Source organism: Pseudomonas sp. TWI628, assembly GCF_039673865.1.
Lineage (GTDB): Bacteria > Pseudomonadota > Gammaproteobacteria > Pseudomonadales > Pseudomonadaceae > Aquipseudomonas.
The window spans coordinates 1-16,184 of the sequence record NZ_JBDJMM010000041.1; the positions used below are offsets into that span (position 1 = coordinate 1).

General features: G+C 65.5%; 11 protein-coding genes. 4 read left to right on the plus strand and 7 right to left on the minus strand.

Annotation, left to right across the window (positions count from 1 at the left end; genetic code table 11):
* Window positions 1–180: 180 nt before the first annotated feature.
* The 5 genes from ABE528_RS25100 to ABE528_RS25120 form a co-directional block, all read right to left on the minus strand.
* Window positions 181–1,716 carry a DHA2 family efflux MFS transporter permease subunit gene (locus tag ABE528_RS25100; RefSeq protein WP_152955835.1) on the minus strand — a complete coding sequence of 512 codons (1,536 nt, stop codon included), beginning with the start codon at window positions 1,714–1,716 and terminating at the stop codon, window positions 181–183.
* Entirely contained in the window at window positions 1,713–2,906 is a 1,194-nt protein-coding gene (locus tag ABE528_RS25105) for an HlyD family secretion protein (protein ID WP_346654370.1), read from the minus strand. The genes ABE528_RS25100 and ABE528_RS25105 overlap by 4 nt, the downstream gene beginning before the upstream one ends.
* A 30-nt stretch (window positions 2,907–2,936) precedes the next feature.
* On the minus strand, window positions 2,937–3,410 hold the full coding sequence (locus ABE528_RS25110) for a MarR family transcriptional regulator (protein ID WP_085679303.1): 474 nt from the start codon (window positions 3,408–3,410) through the stop codon (window positions 2,937–2,939).
* Between the two features lie 112 nt (window positions 3,411–3,522).
* Window positions 3,523–4,152 (minus strand): response regulator, encoded by a 630-nt coding sequence (locus tag ABE528_RS25115; RefSeq protein ID WP_346654371.1) that lies wholly within the window; start codon window positions 4,150–4,152, stop codon window positions 3,523–3,525.
* 12 nt (window positions 4,153–4,164) lie between these two features.
* Window positions 4,165–5,571: a PAS domain S-box protein gene (locus tag ABE528_RS25120; protein ID WP_346654372.1), complete on the minus strand. Its 1,407-nt coding sequence runs from the start codon at window positions 5,569–5,571 to the stop codon at window positions 4,165–4,167.
* A gap of 194 nt (window positions 5,572–5,765) precedes the next feature.
* On the opposite strand from ABE528_RS25120, the gene ABE528_RS25125 reads away from it, so the two are divergent.
* The 3 genes from ABE528_RS25125 (at window position 5,766) to ABE528_RS25135 (ending at window position 10,345) form a co-directional block, all read left to right on the plus strand.
* Entirely contained in the window at window positions 5,766–7,388 is a 1,623-nt protein-coding gene (locus tag ABE528_RS25125; protein ID WP_152955837.1) for an acyl-CoA synthetase, read from the plus strand.
* Window positions 7,389–7,406: 18 nt separating this feature from the next.
* Window positions 7,407–9,176, plus strand: coding sequence for an acyl-CoA dehydrogenase C-terminal domain-containing protein (locus ABE528_RS25130; RefSeq protein ID WP_152955838.1), 1,770 nt, complete (start codon window positions 7,407–7,409; stop codon window positions 9,174–9,176).
* Between the two features lie 161 nt (window positions 9,177–9,337).
* Entirely contained in the window at window positions 9,338–10,345 is a 1,008-nt protein-coding gene (locus ABE528_RS25135; RefSeq protein WP_152955839.1) for a FecR family protein, read from the plus strand.
* A gap of 4 nt (window positions 10,346–10,349) precedes the next feature.
* On the opposite strand, the gene ABE528_RS25140 is transcribed toward ABE528_RS25135, so the two are convergent.
* Window positions 10,350–11,669: a Na+/H+ antiporter family protein gene (locus tag ABE528_RS25140; RefSeq protein ID WP_346654373.1), complete on the minus strand. Its 1,320-nt coding sequence runs from the start codon at window positions 11,667–11,669 to the stop codon at window positions 10,350–10,352.
* 304 nt (window positions 11,670–11,973) lie between these two features.
* Here ABE528_RS25140 and ABE528_RS25145 point away from each other — a divergent pair, with 304 nt between their 5' ends.
* A complete protein-coding gene (locus ABE528_RS25145) occupies window positions 11,974–14,118 on the plus strand; it encodes a methyl-accepting chemotaxis protein (RefSeq protein WP_346654374.1) in 2,145 nt (714 codons plus the stop codon).
* A gap of 54 nt (window positions 14,119–14,172) precedes the next feature.
* On the opposite strand, the gene ABE528_RS25150 is transcribed toward ABE528_RS25145, so the two are convergent.
* A complete protein-coding gene (locus ABE528_RS25150; RefSeq protein WP_346654375.1) occupies window positions 14,173–16,101 on the minus strand; it encodes a S8 family serine peptidase in 1,929 nt (642 codons plus the stop codon).
* Window positions 16,102–16,184: the final 83 nt, after the last annotated feature.

Genomic DNA, 16,184 nt, shown 5'->3' on the forward strand with positions numbered 1-16,184 from the left:
CTGCAGGCCCCATCCTGGGGCCCAGCGCTTGACGGGCATCCATGCCCGTCACCTCCCTCCGCAAGACCTGCGTTCGGCCTCCTGAAGTCGCAATCTGCGTCGCCTGAACTATCGCGCACTTAGAAGCCAAAGCAAAAGCAGAGCAAGAGCAAGAGCAAGAGCAAGAGCAACGCTACTGCTTCAATGCCCCGCCGAAGCCGGCCCCGCCTTCGCCGTAAACGGCGGCTTGGCCAACCACACCAACAATATCAACCCGGCAAACACCCAGGTCATCAAGGTAAAGTAATCCACCGTCGACATCATGTACGCCTGCGCATTGACGATCTGCTCCAGCTGCGCATAGTTCTGCGCACTCGCCCCGCCCAACTGCTCCAGCGTATGCCGCGTCGCCGGGTCGAACTGGCTGATGTGCTCGCTCAAATAGGCATGATGCTGGTCCGCCCGACGAATCCAGATCCACGTCGTCAACGAAGCCGCAAAACTCCCCCCCAGCGTGCGCAGGAAAGTCGCCAGCCCCGAACCATCAGCAATCTGGTGCGGCGGCAAATCCGACAGCAAAATGCTCAACGTCGGCATGAAGAACAGCGCCACGCCAATCCCCATGAACAACTGCACCAGGGCGATGTGCTGGAAGTCCACCTCACTGGTGAACCCTGCACGCATGAAGCAGCTGGTGCCAATCGCCAGAAACGCCAGCCCCGCCAACACCCGCAGGTCGAAGCGGTGCGCGTACTTGCCCACGAACGGCGACATGATCACCGGCAGCAAACCGATCGGCGCCACCGCCAGCCCCGCCCAGGTGGCGGTGTAGCCCATCTGCGTCTGCAGCCACTGCGGCAGGATCAGGTTGATACCGAAGAACCCCGCATAACCACCGACCAGCACAATGGTGCCGACCCGGAAATTGCGGTGCACGAACAACCGCAGGTTGACCACCGGGTGGCGGTCGGTCAGCTCCCAGATGATGAAGATCGCCAGGAACACCACCGAAATCAGCGTACCGATAATGATGAACGACGACTCGAACCAATCCAGGTCATTGCCCTTGTCCAGCACCACCTGCAACGCCCCCACGCCGACGATCAGCGTCAGCAGGCCGATGTAATCCATCGGCTGGCGGCTGGTCACCACCGGGCGCGTGCGCATCTGCTGGCGCACTACGGCAGCGGCGAACAGGCCGATCGGCACGTTGATGAAGAAGATCCACGGCCAGCTGTAACTGTCGGTGATCCAGCCACCCAATATCGGCCCGGCAATCGGCGCCACTACCGTGACCATCGCCAGTAAAGCCAACGCCATGCCCCGTTTCGCCGGCGGGTACACGGCAATCAGCAAGGTCTGGGTCATCGGGTACAACGGCCCGGCCACCACACCCTGCAACACCCGAAAGCCCACCAGTTCCGGCATCGACTGGGCAACACCACAGAGAAACGATGCCAGCACGAACAGCAACGTGGCCCAGATGAACAGCTTCACCTCGCCAAAGCGCCGGCTCAGCCAGCCGGTCAGCGGCAAGGCGATGGCATTGCTCACCGCAAACGAGGTGATCACCCAGGTGCCCTGCTCGTAGCTCACCCCCAGGTTGCCGGAAATGGTCGGCAGCGCCACGTTAGCGATGGTGGTATCGAGCACCTGCATGAAGGTCGCCAGCGACAGGCCGATGGTGGTCAGCAGCAGGCTCGGCGGCGTGAACTGCGCCGGGGCGTTGTTGCTCATCGCTGCGCCGTCTTGCCGGTGGCGCTGTTCTCGTGGATCAGCCGGGCGATCAGGTTGTCGGCCTCGACCAGCTGGCGGTCATACACCTGGGTGGTGTAGCTGGCCTGCTGCGGAGGCTGCTGGGCCAAGGTCGGGCCGCTCTGGTCGTGCAGGTCGACTTCGACCACGGTGGACAGGCCGATACGCAGCGGGTGGTCCTTGAGCTGGTCGGGGCTGAGGTGAATGCGCACCGGCACCCGCTGGACGATCTTGATCCAGTTGCCGGTGGCGTTCTGCGCCGGCAACAGGGCGAAGGCGCTGCCGGTACCGGCGCCGAGGCTGTCGACCGTGCCGCTGTATTTGACCTCACCGCCATACAGGTCGGCGCTGACTTCCACCGGCTGGCCGATGCGCATGTCGCGCAGCTGGGTTTCCTTGAAGTTGGCGTCGATCCACACCTCGTTCAGCGGGATCACCGCCATGGTCGCGGTGCCGGGCTGCAGGCGCTGGCCAAGCTGCACGGTGCGTTTGGCCACATAACCGGTGACCGGCGCCACCAGGGTGGTGCGGGCGTGGTCGAGGTAGGCCTGGCGCAGGTCGGCCGCAGCCGCCATCACCTCAGGGTGCGAGGACACCACGGTGTCGTCGACCAGCGCGGTGCTGGTGTTGAGCTGCTGGCGTGCGCTGTTGACGGCGGCCTGGGCCACGGTCAGGTCGTCACGGGCATGGGAGATCTCTTCCGCAGCGATTGCGCCGCTGTCGGCCAGCACCTTGCGCCGGTTGTAGTTCTGCTGGGCCTTCTGCAATTCGGCCTGGCGGGTTTCCAGCTGGGCCTTGAGCGCGTCGACGTTGCTGTACAACCCGCGCACCTGGCGCACGCTGCGCGCCAGCTTGGCTTCGGCGGACTGCAAGGCCACTTCGCTGTCGGACGGGTCGAATTGCAACAGCACCTGGCCGGCATGCACCAGGTCGCCGTCATCGGCGCCGATGCTGGTGACGGTGCCGGTCACCAGCGGGGTGATCTCCACCACGTTGCCATTGACGTAGGCATCGTCGGTGCTTTCGTGCCAGCGCCCGACCAGGCCGTACCAGGCCCAGGTGCCGGCGCCAGCGAGCAGCACCAGCAACAGCAGGCCAAGCAGCCAGGCCTTGCGCTTGCCCGACGCTGGCGCGTCGGCGGGGGGAGTTGCGGTGTCTGTGGGAGTGGCCATGACAATACCTTGGAATATGCGTAACAGGGATCAACGATCGCCGAAGCGGCGGATCGTCAGAGGGTCGCCGGCACCCAGCAGAACCTTGGCCAGCAAACCTTCGAGGGTCTTCAGCTCGTCTGGCTGCAACACGCCGACCAGTTCGTTCATCGCCGCCGCGCCGATCTCCGGCAGGCGGTCAGCCAGGCGCTGGCCGTCGGCGGTCAGCGCCAGGCGCACCTGGCGGCGGTCATCGGCGCAGCGGTTGCGCAGGATCAGGCCCTTTTGCTCGAGGCGGTCGAGCATGCGGGTCATCGAACCGCTGTCCAGGCCCAGGTAGCGGCACAGTTCGGCCGGGGTATCCACCTCGTACTGGGTGACGATGATCAGCACCTTGAACTGTGCGGCGGTGACGCCCTCCGATTCGAGGTGCCAGTCGAGAATGCGGTCCTTGAGGATCGCCGCACGGCCCAGCAGCATGCCGATGGCACAGGTCTGGAAGTTTTCCGGGGTGAAATGGGACATCGGAGTCTGCTCGGGCAATTGTTTAAAAATATTACTGCCTAGGCAGTGAATGTCAAAGCTTTGATTAGGGGGCTATGCAAATTTTCATGAAACGGCCGTTGCCGGCAACGTTTCACCGCGCACGCAAACCCAGCGCCTCCACGGCCCCGCAGGCGATCGCCATGCCCACCAGTTCGGCCAGGCTGCCCGCCTGCAAGCGCTTCATCACCCGCCCTCGGTACAGGTCCACGGTCTTCACGCTGATGCCGAGGCGCTCGGCGATCTCGCGGTTGCTCAAGCCTTGGGCCAGCGGCACGAAGACATCGCGCTCACGCGGTGTCAGGGCATCCACGCGTGCCTGCACCGCGGCCAGCACCAGGTCGTCCTGGCGCGCCTGCCCTGCCCGCTCCAGCGCGGCCTGCACACTGTCGAGCAGCAACTGGTCGCTGTAGGGTTTCTCGATGAAGTCGCTCGCCCCGGCCTTGAACGCCCGCACCACGATCGGCACATCGGCATGGCCACTGACGAAGATCACCGGGATCTGCAGGCCGCGCTCGCGCAGCGCCTGCTGCACCGCCATGCCACCCAGCCCGGGCATGCGCACATCGAGCAGCACGCAGGCCGGCCCATCGTCCACGCAGGCATCGAGAAACGCCTGGCCGCTGGCGAACGGCACGCCCTGCAGGCCCACCGATTCCAGCAACCACACCGTCGAATCACGCATGCCCTGGTCGTCGTCGACTACATACACCTTCGCTTGCACCCTGCTCTCTCCTTATCCCCGGTTCACTGCCAGACGGCAGCACAGCACCAGCCCACCCGCCTCACCCGCACGCGCCCAGAGGCTGCCGCCGAAACCTTCGATCAGGCTGCGGCTCATGCTCAAGCCCAGGCCCAGGCCATCGGCCTTGCTGGTACTGAACGGGGTGAAGATCTCATCCAGGCGCTCGGCGGCCACGCCCGGCCCCTGGTCGGCGACCTCGATCAGCACCCCGTCGCCCTCGCGCACGGCGCCCAGCAGGATACGTGACGGCTGCGCGCCATGCTGCTCGCGGTTGGCCTCGATGGCATTGCGCAGCAGGTTGAGCAGCACTTGTTCGAGCAGTACCCGGTCGGCGAACACCGCTGGCAATTGCCCGCCGATGCGCAGTTCGACAGCGACCTGGTCACGTGCCGCCTCCCAGGCGCACAGGCGCATGGCTTCAGCCGCAACTTCGGCCACCTCTACCGCCTGCAGGCGCCGCGGCCCCTTGCGCAGGAAGGCCCGCAGGCGGCGAATCACCTCGGCGGCGTGGGTCGCCTGCTCGGTGATGCGTTGCAGGCCTTGGCCGACCCGCTCACGCGCTTGCGGGTCGCGCTCCAGGCCTTGCAGGTAGCGTTGGCTGGCGTTGGCATAGTTGACCACCGCAGCCAGCGGCTGATTCATCTCGTGGGCGATCCCCGACGCCAATTCGCCCAAGGTGGCAAGCCGGGCGCTATGGGCCAGGTTCTCCTGGGCCTCGATGCGCAGGGTGATGTCACGCGACACGCTGACCACCTCCACCACCGCACCGGTGTAGGTTTCACGGATCGCCCGGCTGGCGATCTCGAACCAGCGATACGCGCCGCTGGCATGGCGGACGCGGCAGGTCATGGTGTGATAACCGTCCTGGTCCAGTGCGGCGCCGGCCTGGCGCAGCACCTGGCGCCGCTCGTGCGGGTGCAGCAGGGCCCGTACCGGCATGCCGCGCAGCTGCTCCGGCCACAGGCCAAGCAGGCGGTAGGCGGCTGGCGAGGCATCGAGGAAACGGCCGTCCGGGCTGTGCCGGGAAATGAGGTCGGTGGTGTTCTCGATGATCAGCCGATACAGGCGCCGCGCGCGGCTCGCCTCACGGGCGCCTTGGCGCTCCTCGCTGGCATCGCGGCAGCGCACCAGCACCCGCTGGCCCTGGTCATCGGGGATGAAGGTCCACAGCAGAATGCGATCGCCGACCTGCTTTTCCACATCGGCGATTGCCCGGTGCTGACGCAGGCAGGCACGCACCAGCGCCGCACAGTTGCCCGGCAGCCAGTCGTTGAGCACCGCGCCTGCGCCAATCAGCGCCTGCAAAGCCGGGTTGCTTGCCAGGGCACGGGCATCGGCGGCCAGCAGCACACTGGGTTGTGGGTCCTTGGCGAGCAAGGGTGAAAGGGTCTGGTCCACTGTCGGCGCTCGTTCTTATAGTAGTTTTACTATATTGCTATAGTCGATATTCCATCTACGATAGCGGTTCGCGTAAAACTGCGACAGGGGCAAGCGGCCATCGGCGCGCTGCCCGCACCCTGATCAGAGCTAACAATCAGCCACCGGGGGGCCACACGCACAGGCTGCGTCTGCCTCCCCTACAGGATTACCGTATGTCGATCTTCGCCCAGGGCCTGATGCCCGCTGCCGTCAACCACGTCGCCCTCACCCCGCTGAGCTTCATCGAACGTACCGCCGCCGTGTACGGCGATTACCCGGCCGTGATCCACGGCGCCATCCGCCGCAACTGGCGCGAGACCTACCAGCGCTGCCGGCGACTGGCCAGCGCCCTGAGCGGGCGCGGTGTCGGCCGCGGCGACACGGTGGCGGTGATGCTGCCGAACATTCCGGCCATGCTTGAAGCGCACTTCGGTGTGCCGATGATCGGTGCCGTGCTCAACACGCTCAACGTGCGCCTGGACGCCGAGGCCATCGCCTTCATGCTGCAGCATGGCGAAGCCAAGGTGCTGATCACCGACCGCGAGTTCCACGGCGTGATCGCCGCCGCCCTCGCCTTGCTCGAACACCCGCCGCTGGTGGTCGACGTGGATGACCCCGAATACGGCGAAGGCCGTGCGCTCAGCGAGCTCGACTATGAAGCGCTGCTGGCCGAAGGCGACCCGGACTTTGCCTGGGAATGGCCCGAGGACGAATGGCAGGCGATTTCGCTGAACTACACCTCGGGCACCACCGGCAACCCCAAGGGCGTGGTCTATCACCATCGTGGCGCCTACCTGAACGCCATCGGCAACCAGATGACCTGGACCATGGGCCACCGCCCGGTGTACCTGTGGACCTTGCCGATGTTCCACTGCAACGGCTGGTGCTACCCCTGGACCATCACCGCGCTGGCCGGCACCCACGTGTTCCTGCGCCGGGTCGACCCGCAGAAGATCCTCACCCTGATCCGCGAACACCGGGTCAGCCACCTGTGCGGCGCGCCGATCGTGCTCAACGCCCTGGTCAACATGCCGGAGGCCGCCAAGGCCGCCATCGACCACCCGGTGCAGGCCATGGTCGCCGGCGCCGCACCACCGGCCAAGGTCATCGGCGCGGTCGAGCAGATGGGCATCCGCGTCACCCACACCTACGGCCTGACCGAGGTCTACGGGCCGGTCACCGTCTGCGCCTGGCATGACCAATGGGACGAACTGCCGCTGGAGGAACGGGCGCGGATCAAGTCGCGCCAGGGCGTGCGCTACCCCACCCTCGACGGCCTGATGGTCGCCGACCCGCAGACCCTGCAGCCGGTACCGCAGGACGGCAACACCCTGGGCGAGATCTTCATGCGTGGCAACACGGTGATGAAGGGCTACCTGAAAAACCCCGAGGCCACCGCCGAGGCCTTCCGCGGCGGCTGGTTCCACACCGGCGACCTGGCCGTGTGGCACGCCGACGGCTACGTCGAGATCAAGGACCGGCTCAAGGACATCATCATTTCCGGCGGCGAGAACATCTCGACCATCGAAGTCGAGGACACCCTGTACAAGCACCACGCCGTGCTGGAAGCCGCCGTGGTCGCCCGCGCCGACGACAAGTGGGGCGAAACGCCCTGTGCCTTCGTCGCCCTCAAGCCCGGCCATGAGCAGACCCGCGAAAGCGACATCATCAGCTGGTGCCGTGAGCACATGGCCGGGTTCAAGGTGCCGAAGACCGTGGTCTTCGGCGAGCTGCCCAAAACCTCCACCGGCAAGATCCAGAAATACGTCCTGCGCGACCGCGCCAAGGCCCTGTGAACCGTTATCGAGCCTGACATGACCGACTACACCGCTCCGCTGCGCGACATGCGCTTCATCCTCCATGACGTGTTCCAGGGCCCGGCCCTTTGGGCACGCCTGCCCGCCTTGGCCGAGCGCGTCGACGGCGAAACCGCCGACGCCATTCTCGAAGAGGCCGCCAAGGTCACTGGCCAGTTGATCGCCCCGCTCAGCCGTAACGGCGACGAGCAAGGTGTGCACTTCGACGCCGGTAACGTCACCACCCCGCAGGGCTTTCGCGACGCCTGGCGTACTTACCGCGAAGGCGGCTGGGTCGGCCTGGGTGGCAACCCCGAATACGGCGGCATGGGCATGCCGAAAATGCTCGGTGTGCTGTTTGAAGAAATGCTCTACGCCGCCGACTGCAGCTTCAGCCTGTATTCGGCGCTGAGCGCCGGCAGCTGCCTGGCCATCGACGCCCATGCCAGCGAAGCGCTCAAGGCCACCTACCTGCCGCCGCTGTACGAAGGCCGCTGGGCCGGTACCATGTGCCTGACCGAGCCCCACGCCGGCACCGACCTGGGGCTGATCCGCAGCCGCGCCGAACCCCAGGCTGATGGCAGCTATCGCATCAGCGGCAGCAAGATCTTCATCACCGGTGGCGAACAGGACCTGACCGAGAACATCGTCCACCTGGTGCTGGCCAAGCTGCCGGACGCCCCGGCCGGGGCCAAGGGCATCTCGCTGTTCCTGGTGCCCAAGTACCAGGTCGAGGCCGACGGCAGCCTCGGCCCGCGCAACGCCGCACACTGTGGCTCGATCGAGCACAAGATGGGCATCAAGGCCTCGGCCACCTGCGTGATGAACTTCGACGGCGCCAGTGGCTACCTGGTCGGGGAGCCGAACAAGGGCCTGGCGGCGATGTTCACCATGATGAACTACGAGCGCCTGTCGATAGGCATCCAGGGCATCGGCTGCGCTGAAGCGTCGTACCAGAGCGCCGCACGCTACGCCAACGAGCGCCTGCAAAGCCGCGCCGCCACCGGCCCAAAGGCGTCTGAGAAGGCCGCCGACCCGATCATCGAACATGGCGATGTGCGGCGCATGCTGCTGACCATGCGCGCCCTCACCGAAGGCGGCCGCGCCTTTGCCGCCTATGTCGGCCAGCAGCTGGACCTGGCACGCTACGCCGAGGATGGTGGTGAACGCGAGCATGCCCAGCGCCTGGTCGCGCTGCTGACCCCGGTGGCCAAGGCGTTCTTCACCGACAACGGCCTGGAAAGCTGCGTGCTTGGCCAACAGGTGTATGGCGGCCATGGTTACATCCGCGAGTGGGGCCAGGAGCAACGGGTGCGCGACGTGCGCATCGCGCAGATCTACGAAGGCACCAACGGCATCCAGGCCCTCGACCTGCTCGGGCGCAAGGTGCTGGCCGATGGTGGCCAGGCCCTGGCCTGCTTTGCCGCCGAAGTGCGGGCCTTCAGTGCCGGGGCACCACTGCACCGCGAAGCCCTGCAGGCCAGCCTGGCGCGCCTGGAAGCCACCAGCGAATGGCTGCGGGCACGGGCACGCGAGGAGGCCAACCTGGTCAACGCCGTGGCCGTGGAATACCTGCACCTGTTCGGCCTGACCGCCTACGCCTACATGTGGGCGCGCATGGCGGCGGTGGCCCAGGCCAGGCACGCCGAAGACCCGGCCTTCCATGGCGCCAAGCTCGCCTGTGCGGCGTTCTTCTTCCAGCGCCTGCTGCCGCGCAGCCTGGCCCTGGATGCCAGCATCCGCGCCGGTAGCGCCAGCCTGTACGCGATGGCAGCCGAGCAGTTCTGAGCCGGCAAGGGAGCGCTTCCTGCTTGCCGCGAAGCGTTCTCAATCGCTGGAAATCCCTTGCGAAACCGACGAAAAACACACATAACTGATAGTCATTCGCCATTACCTCGGTTCTCGGGAGCCCCTTTGCAGGGGTAGAATGCGCAAAACCCGGAGCCACGATGAACCAAGACCGCCACAATCCCAGCCCAGACGATGCCATCACCGACGCCGCCGCGCACTGGTGCATGCGCCTGCACGCCGACGATTGCACGCAGGTCGAACGTGAAGCCTTCGCCCGCTGGCTGGCGGCCGACACGCGTCACGCCGAGGAATACCAGGCGATGCTGGAAATCTGGCAAACCGCCGAGCTGTTGCCGCGCACCGCCACGGTCATCGACTTCAACCCGCCTGCGCGGCATGTGCCACGGGCACGCCACTGGCGGCCACTGGCGTCGGCAGCGGCGCTGGCCCTGCTGGTATTGCCGCTGGCCGGTTGGGTGGGTTGGGAGCAAGGCTGGTTGCCCAACCACTATCAGCACTTCGAAGCCGGTAACGAGATGCAGACCGTGCAGTTGAGCGACGGCAGCACGGTCGAGCTCAACCTCCATACCGAACTGACCTACCTCAACTACAAGGACCAGCGTCAGGTCACGCTCAAGCGCGGCGAGGCCTTCTTCAAGGTGCAGCACGACAGCAGCCACCCGTTCATCGTCCGCGCCGGCCGCGGCCAGACCCGCGTCACCGGCACCCAGTTCAACGTCTGGAAGTACCAGGACCAGGTCAAGGTCACGCTGGTGCAGGGTTCGGTGCTGGTCAGCAGCGATGGCAGCGCTGGCGGCTACCGCCTTGGCCCTGGCATGCAGGCCAGCTACCACACCGGGGATTTCGAGCCGCAACTGGCCGAGAACAGCGACTACGACAACAGCCTGGCCTGGCGCGACGGCAAGCTGGTGCTCGACAACCTGAGCCTGGAACAGGCCCTGCCGGTGATCAACCGCTACCTCGACGCCCCGCTGCTGCTGGCCGACCCCGGCACCGGGCGCATCCGCATCAGCGGCATCTACAACACTCGCGAGGTCGAGCGGCTGGTGGACAACCTGCCCAAGGTGCTGCCGATCTACCTGACCCGCAGCAAGGACGGCAGCACCGTCCTCAACAGCATCTCACCGCCCCCCACCAAGGGCTGACACCTTACAACGTCATCGCTGCCAGCCAGCCGAACGCCAGCAGCGGCAAGTTGTAGTGAAGGAAGGTCGGGACCACGGTGTCCCAGATGTGATGGTGCTGGCCATCCACGTTCAGCCCCGAGGTCGGGCCGAGGGTCGAGTCCGACGCCGGCGAGCCGGCATCGCCCAGGGCACCTGCGGTACCGACGATGCACACCGTGGCCAGCGGGTCGAAGCCCAGTTGCACGCACAGCGGCACGAAGATCGCCGCCAGGATCGGCACCGTCGAGAACGACGAGCCGATGCCCATGGTCACCAGCAACCCCACCAGCAGCATCAGCAAGGCGCCAATGCCCTTGCTGTGGTCGATCCACTGCGCCGAAGCCTCGACCAGGCTGTTGACCTCACCGGTCGCCTTCATCACATCGGCAAAGCCTGAGGCGGCGATCATGATGAAGCCAATCATGGCCATCATCTTCATGCCTTCGGTGAACAGGTCGTCGGTGTCCTTCCAGCGCACGATGCCCGACAGCGAAAAGATCAGGAAGCCGACCATGGCACCGATGATCATCGAGTCCAGCCACAGCTGCACGATGAATGCCGCGGCAATCGCCAGCCCCGCCACCAGCAGGGTCAGCAGGTTGTACTGCACGCTGACCTGCTCGACCTGCTCGATGCGCGCCAGGTCGTAGTCGCGCTTCTTGCGGTAGCTGATGAACACCGCCAGCAGCAGGCCGACGAACATGCCGGCGGCCGGGATGGCCATGGCGTGGGTGACATTGACCCCGCTGACATCGACCCCGGCCCGGGCGACGTTGGCCAGCAGGATTTCGTTGAGGAAGATGTTGCCAAAACCCACCGGCAGGAACATGTACGGCGTGATCAGGCCGAAGGTGATGACGCAGGCGATCAGCCGGCGGTCGATGCGCAGGCGGGTCAGCACGTACAGCAGCGGTGGCACCAGCAACGGGATGAAGGCGATGTGGATGGGCAGGATGTTCTGCGACGACACCGCCACCACCAGCATCAGGCCGATCAGCAGCCATTTGACCTTGCCGCCGTTGGCATGGCCCTGGCGGTCGATCATGTTCAGCGCGCGGTCGGCCAGGGCATGGGCCAGGCCCGACTTGGCGATGGCCACGGCGAAGGCGCCGAGCAGCGCGTAGGACAGTGCCACCGTGGCGCCGCCACCGAGGCCGCCGTTGAAGGCCTTGAGTGTGCCTTCGATGCCCAGCCCGCCCACCAGGCCACCGGCCAGTGCGCCGATGATCAGGGCGATGACCACATGCACGCGGGACAGGCTGAGTATGAGCATGATGCCGACGGCGGCGATCACTGCGTTCATGGTTTGGAGTTCCTCATAGCGGCAGACAAAAAAGCGCGCACTGTGACGGAGTGGGAGTTGGATGTCAAAAGCGCCATGTTGCGGCGCATTTCGCTGGCAATTTAAATTGAATGTTTGAATAAAGAAAAAAGCGCCAGGGCCGATATAGGGGGAAGCTCAGAGATGCCTGCCTTTAGGTTTTCAGCGCCTGTGAGATCGAGCGCCGCGCGGGCGGCGCTCGATCTCACAGGCGCCAAATACCTCAAGCCAAACACCTCCCAGCCCCACCGCCAAACCCTTACTGACAAAAAAAGGGATTCCCCACATGCCTTTGCGACAACTTTCCATCCAGTGGAAGATCACCCTGCTCGCCGGTCTCTGCCTCGCCAGCATCGTCACCCTGCTCGTCGGCCTTTCACTGTACCGCATGGACCACAGCTCGGACCTGGTCAAGGCCAGCAGCATGCAGATGCTTTCCGAAGCTGCGCAGTCGCGCATCGAGTCGCAAGGTGAAGTCCAGGCGCTGAACATCCGCCGCCAGTTCATGGACGCCTACCAGTACGGCGCGGGCTTCTCGCGCCAGGTGCTGTTCCTGCGGGAACAGGCGGAAAAACGCTTCCTCGACGCCTTCGACCTGCGCGAAGACCTGACCCGCCAAGTGCGCGCCGCACTGCAAGCCAACCCCGACCTGCTCGGCCTGTCGCTGGTGTTCGAACCCAATGCGCTGGACACCAAGGACAGCCTGTTCGCCGGCAAAGCCGAGCTGGGCAGCAACGAAACCGGGCGCTTCTCCCTGTACTGGTCGCAGCCACGCGCCGGCCAGCTGACCGCCATGGCCCTGCCCGAACACGACTTGGCCAACACCGAGATCGGCCCCAGCGGCCAGCCGGCCAACACCTGGTGGACCTGCCCGCGCAGCACCGGCAAGGTCTGCGTGGTGGAGCCGTATTTCTACGACATCGACGGCCAGCGCGTGCTGATGACCAGCATCGTCTTCCCACTGGCAGTCAACGGCAAGATCATTGCCACCCTGTCCATCGATATCAACCTCAACAGCCTGCAGGCCCTGAGCCAGGATGCCAGCCGCAGCCTCTACGAAGGCCGCACCACGGTCGGCATCCTCAGCCCGGTCGGCCTGCTGGCTGGCTACAGCGCCGACGCCAGCAAGCTGGCCCAGCGTTTCGACCAGGTCGACCCGCGCCAGGGCGCCGAGCTGGTAGGCAAGCTGGCCACTGGCAAGCTGAGCACCCTCCACGACCAGGCTCGCCTGAAAGTGCTGGCGGCCTTCGAACCGATCCCCGGCGCCCAACCCTGGGGCGTGCTGCTGGATGTGCCGGAAAATGCCCTGACCGGTCCCGCCGAAAAGCTCAAGCAAGAGCTCGACACCCTGAACACCAGCGGTACCCTGCTGGAGCTGGGCCTGGGCCTGGCCGCAGCGATCGCCGGCCTGCTGCTGGTCTGGCTGATGGCCCGTGGCGTGACCAAGCCGATCCTCGGTGTGGCAGCGATGCTCAAGGACATCGCCAGCGGCGAAGGCGACCTGACCCGCCGCCTGACCTACGACAAGCGCGACGAACTCGGCGAGCTGGCCGGCTGGTTCAACCGCTTCCTCGACAAGCTGCAACCGACCATCGCCGAGGTCAAGCGTTCGGTGCAGGCCGCCCGCGGTACCGCCGACCAGTCCTCGGCCATCGCCACTGAAACCAGTGCCGGCATGGAGCAGCAATACCGCCAGGTCGACCAGGTGGCCACCGCCTCCCACGAAATGAGCGCCACCGCCCAGGACGTTGCCCGCAGCGCTGCCCAAGCTGCGCAAGCCGCCCGCGAGGCCGACCAGGCCACCCGCGAAGGCCTGGCGGTGATCGACCGCACCACCACCAGCATCGATGCCCTGGCCGCCAACATGAGCGAGGCCATGGCCGAAGTCGAAGGCCTGGCGCAGAACAGCGAGAAGATCGGCTCGGTGCTGGAGGTGATCCGCTCGATCGCCGAGCAGACCAACCTGCTGGCGCTCAACGCCGCCATCGAGGCGGCCCGTGCCGGTGAAGCCGGCCGTGGCTTTGCCGTGGTCGCCGATGAAGTGCGCAACCTGGCCCAGCGCACCCAGGAGTCGGTGGAAGAAACCCGCCAGGTGATCGAAGCCCTGCAGACCGGCACCCGCGATGTGGTCGGCAGCATGGACCACAGCCATCGTCAGGCCCAGGGCGGTGTGGAGCAGGTCAGCCAGGCGGTGACCGCGCTGCAGCGCATCGGCCAGGCGGTGAGCGTGATCACCGACATGAACCTGCAGATCGCCTCGGCCGCCGAAGAACAGAGCGCGGTGGCCGAAGAGATCAACAGCAACGTCGCGACGATCCGCGATGTCACCGAATCGCTGTCCGGCCAGGCCAACGAGTCGGCGCGGGTCAGCCAGTCGCTGAACAGCCTGGCCAACCAGCAACAAGCGCTGATGGACCAGTTCCGCGTCTGATCCCCCGCCCTGGCCCGGGCCGCCGTGCCAAGCGCACAGCGGCCCGGGCACGCTTCACAACTCGTCATGCGCGCTCAGGAAACGACCACTACCCATTAGCTGGTCAAGCAACAGCAATGCCCCCTGCACATTGGGCCTGGCCCCCATTGGCAATACCTCGCTGCCGGCCTCGCTGGCATCGTCATAGCCCGACGCCATGACCAGCAGGTGCATCTGGTCGGCGTTCAGGTAGATATGGTGCTGCCCGATGGCATAGGACTGGATCAGGCTCAAGGCGCCGGTCACCATGGGCGTTGCCGATGACGTACCGCTGTAGCTGGCGGTGTAGTCGCGATCATCGCCGGGCTTGTCCTGCAGTTTGCCGTAGGACAGGGTCATCACGCTGTCACCCCAGGCATTGAGCATGCGGTAGCGATAGTGATGGTTGGAGAACTGATGCGCCTTGCCATCCCAGGATTGGCAGGCGCCCACCAGAATCGCTCCGGCATCGCCGTGATCGTTGAAGTGAGGCCAGTGCGAAAGGTCGACTCCCTGCCCGGTCACACTGCCGATTCGCTCGTCCGTCCGATTGCTGCCATTGCACGCTGCGGCCAGCACCACTGCACCTCGCTCGGTCAGGCTGCGGACCGTGTCCCACCAGGCGTAGTCATGTACGCTCGGCAGGAAGGTGTAAGGGTCGTTGACGTTGGCGGTCTGGCGATTGATCCCGACGATGTCGCCTGGCTCCACCTGGCGCAGCAGGTCCTTGAGGGTACGCAGATGGCCTGCGCCATCCGTCGCCCGATTGTGATAGACGAACAACTCGCTCTGATGGCAGATGCCGGTGACCCCGAAGCGGTTGTTGGCCGCCAGCAACAGGCCAACCGAAGCCGTGCCATGCCGGGGGTTATCATTGGGCTCCAGTGCAACGATCTTCAGCGCGGGGTTGTTGCGCAGGTCTTCATGATCGGGGAACAACCCCCCATCGCTGAAGTGGATTCTTGCCCCTTTGCCCCTTACCTGCTGGCTCCACGCCTGGCGCACATTCAAGCCCTGCCAGCGCCCGCCAGGGGCGTCCAGATAATCCTGGCGCGGCTCATAGTCCGGGGTGGGCAAGGCATTCTCGTACGCACGATCGCCAGCCACCACTGCAACGCCGGTCAGCAAGGTCGCCAGTGCGCCGGCCACGAAAAGCACGACAGGGTGCGGGTCAGGTTGCTCGGCCAGGAACTGTATCGTCTGCACGTAGTCGAGCGAGGCCAAGGTCCGCGACAATGCCAGGAAGGTATCATTGAGCATGCTGCGCGGTTGCTCGATCAGACCGTACGCGGCAAGCACCTGCAAGCGTGGATTGTCCTGCTCGTGCGCGGCCAGCAAGGGCCGCAGTTCGATCACCTCGCCGAGTTTCGGCCACAGACGCGCCAGCATCGAGTGCGACTGAGGCTGGAGGTCGGCGAGTAACTGATCGACACCGCCTGGAGCAAACCTGACCAGCAGCGGCGGCAGTGATGTGCCAACAGCCGAGTGGCCGGCAGGTTCACTCAGCTGGGCGAATGGCTCATCGAGCGATGGGGCAGTCGCCGGTTCCGCCAACGCACGGCGACGACGGCGCAGCGGCACGGCATCCACAACGCTTCGGGTCAGATCCTGCTCGGTGATGACCAGCGTCAGTGGCTCAAGGTCGATAACGCCAAGCGCGCCCGGTGGCAAGCCGTGCGCCAGGGCCTGGGCATCGAGCAGGATGACCCTGGGGCTGATCCGGTAGGTGGCCGATCGGGCCGCGGTGAACAGCGTCGCCGGGCATCCATGGTCGACCAGCGCCCCACTGAATGCCATGGAGACGCTCGACTCACCCGTCAGGTGTACCGGCCCCTCCGGCTCGATACGCTCCAGTTCATAGCGGATGCGTGCAACCTTGTCGAGATCGCCGCCGGCACATCGGACATGAAACTTGCCGTCGAAACGAAGGTTGCGGTAGTACACGAAATCCAGATCGAGGTTCATTGGCCTGCGCTCCTCAAGGGCATGACGAAGTGTCATGCGCCGCTGGATTGTTCCCCCCGGGGCCCCCTCGCTAGCATGCCGAA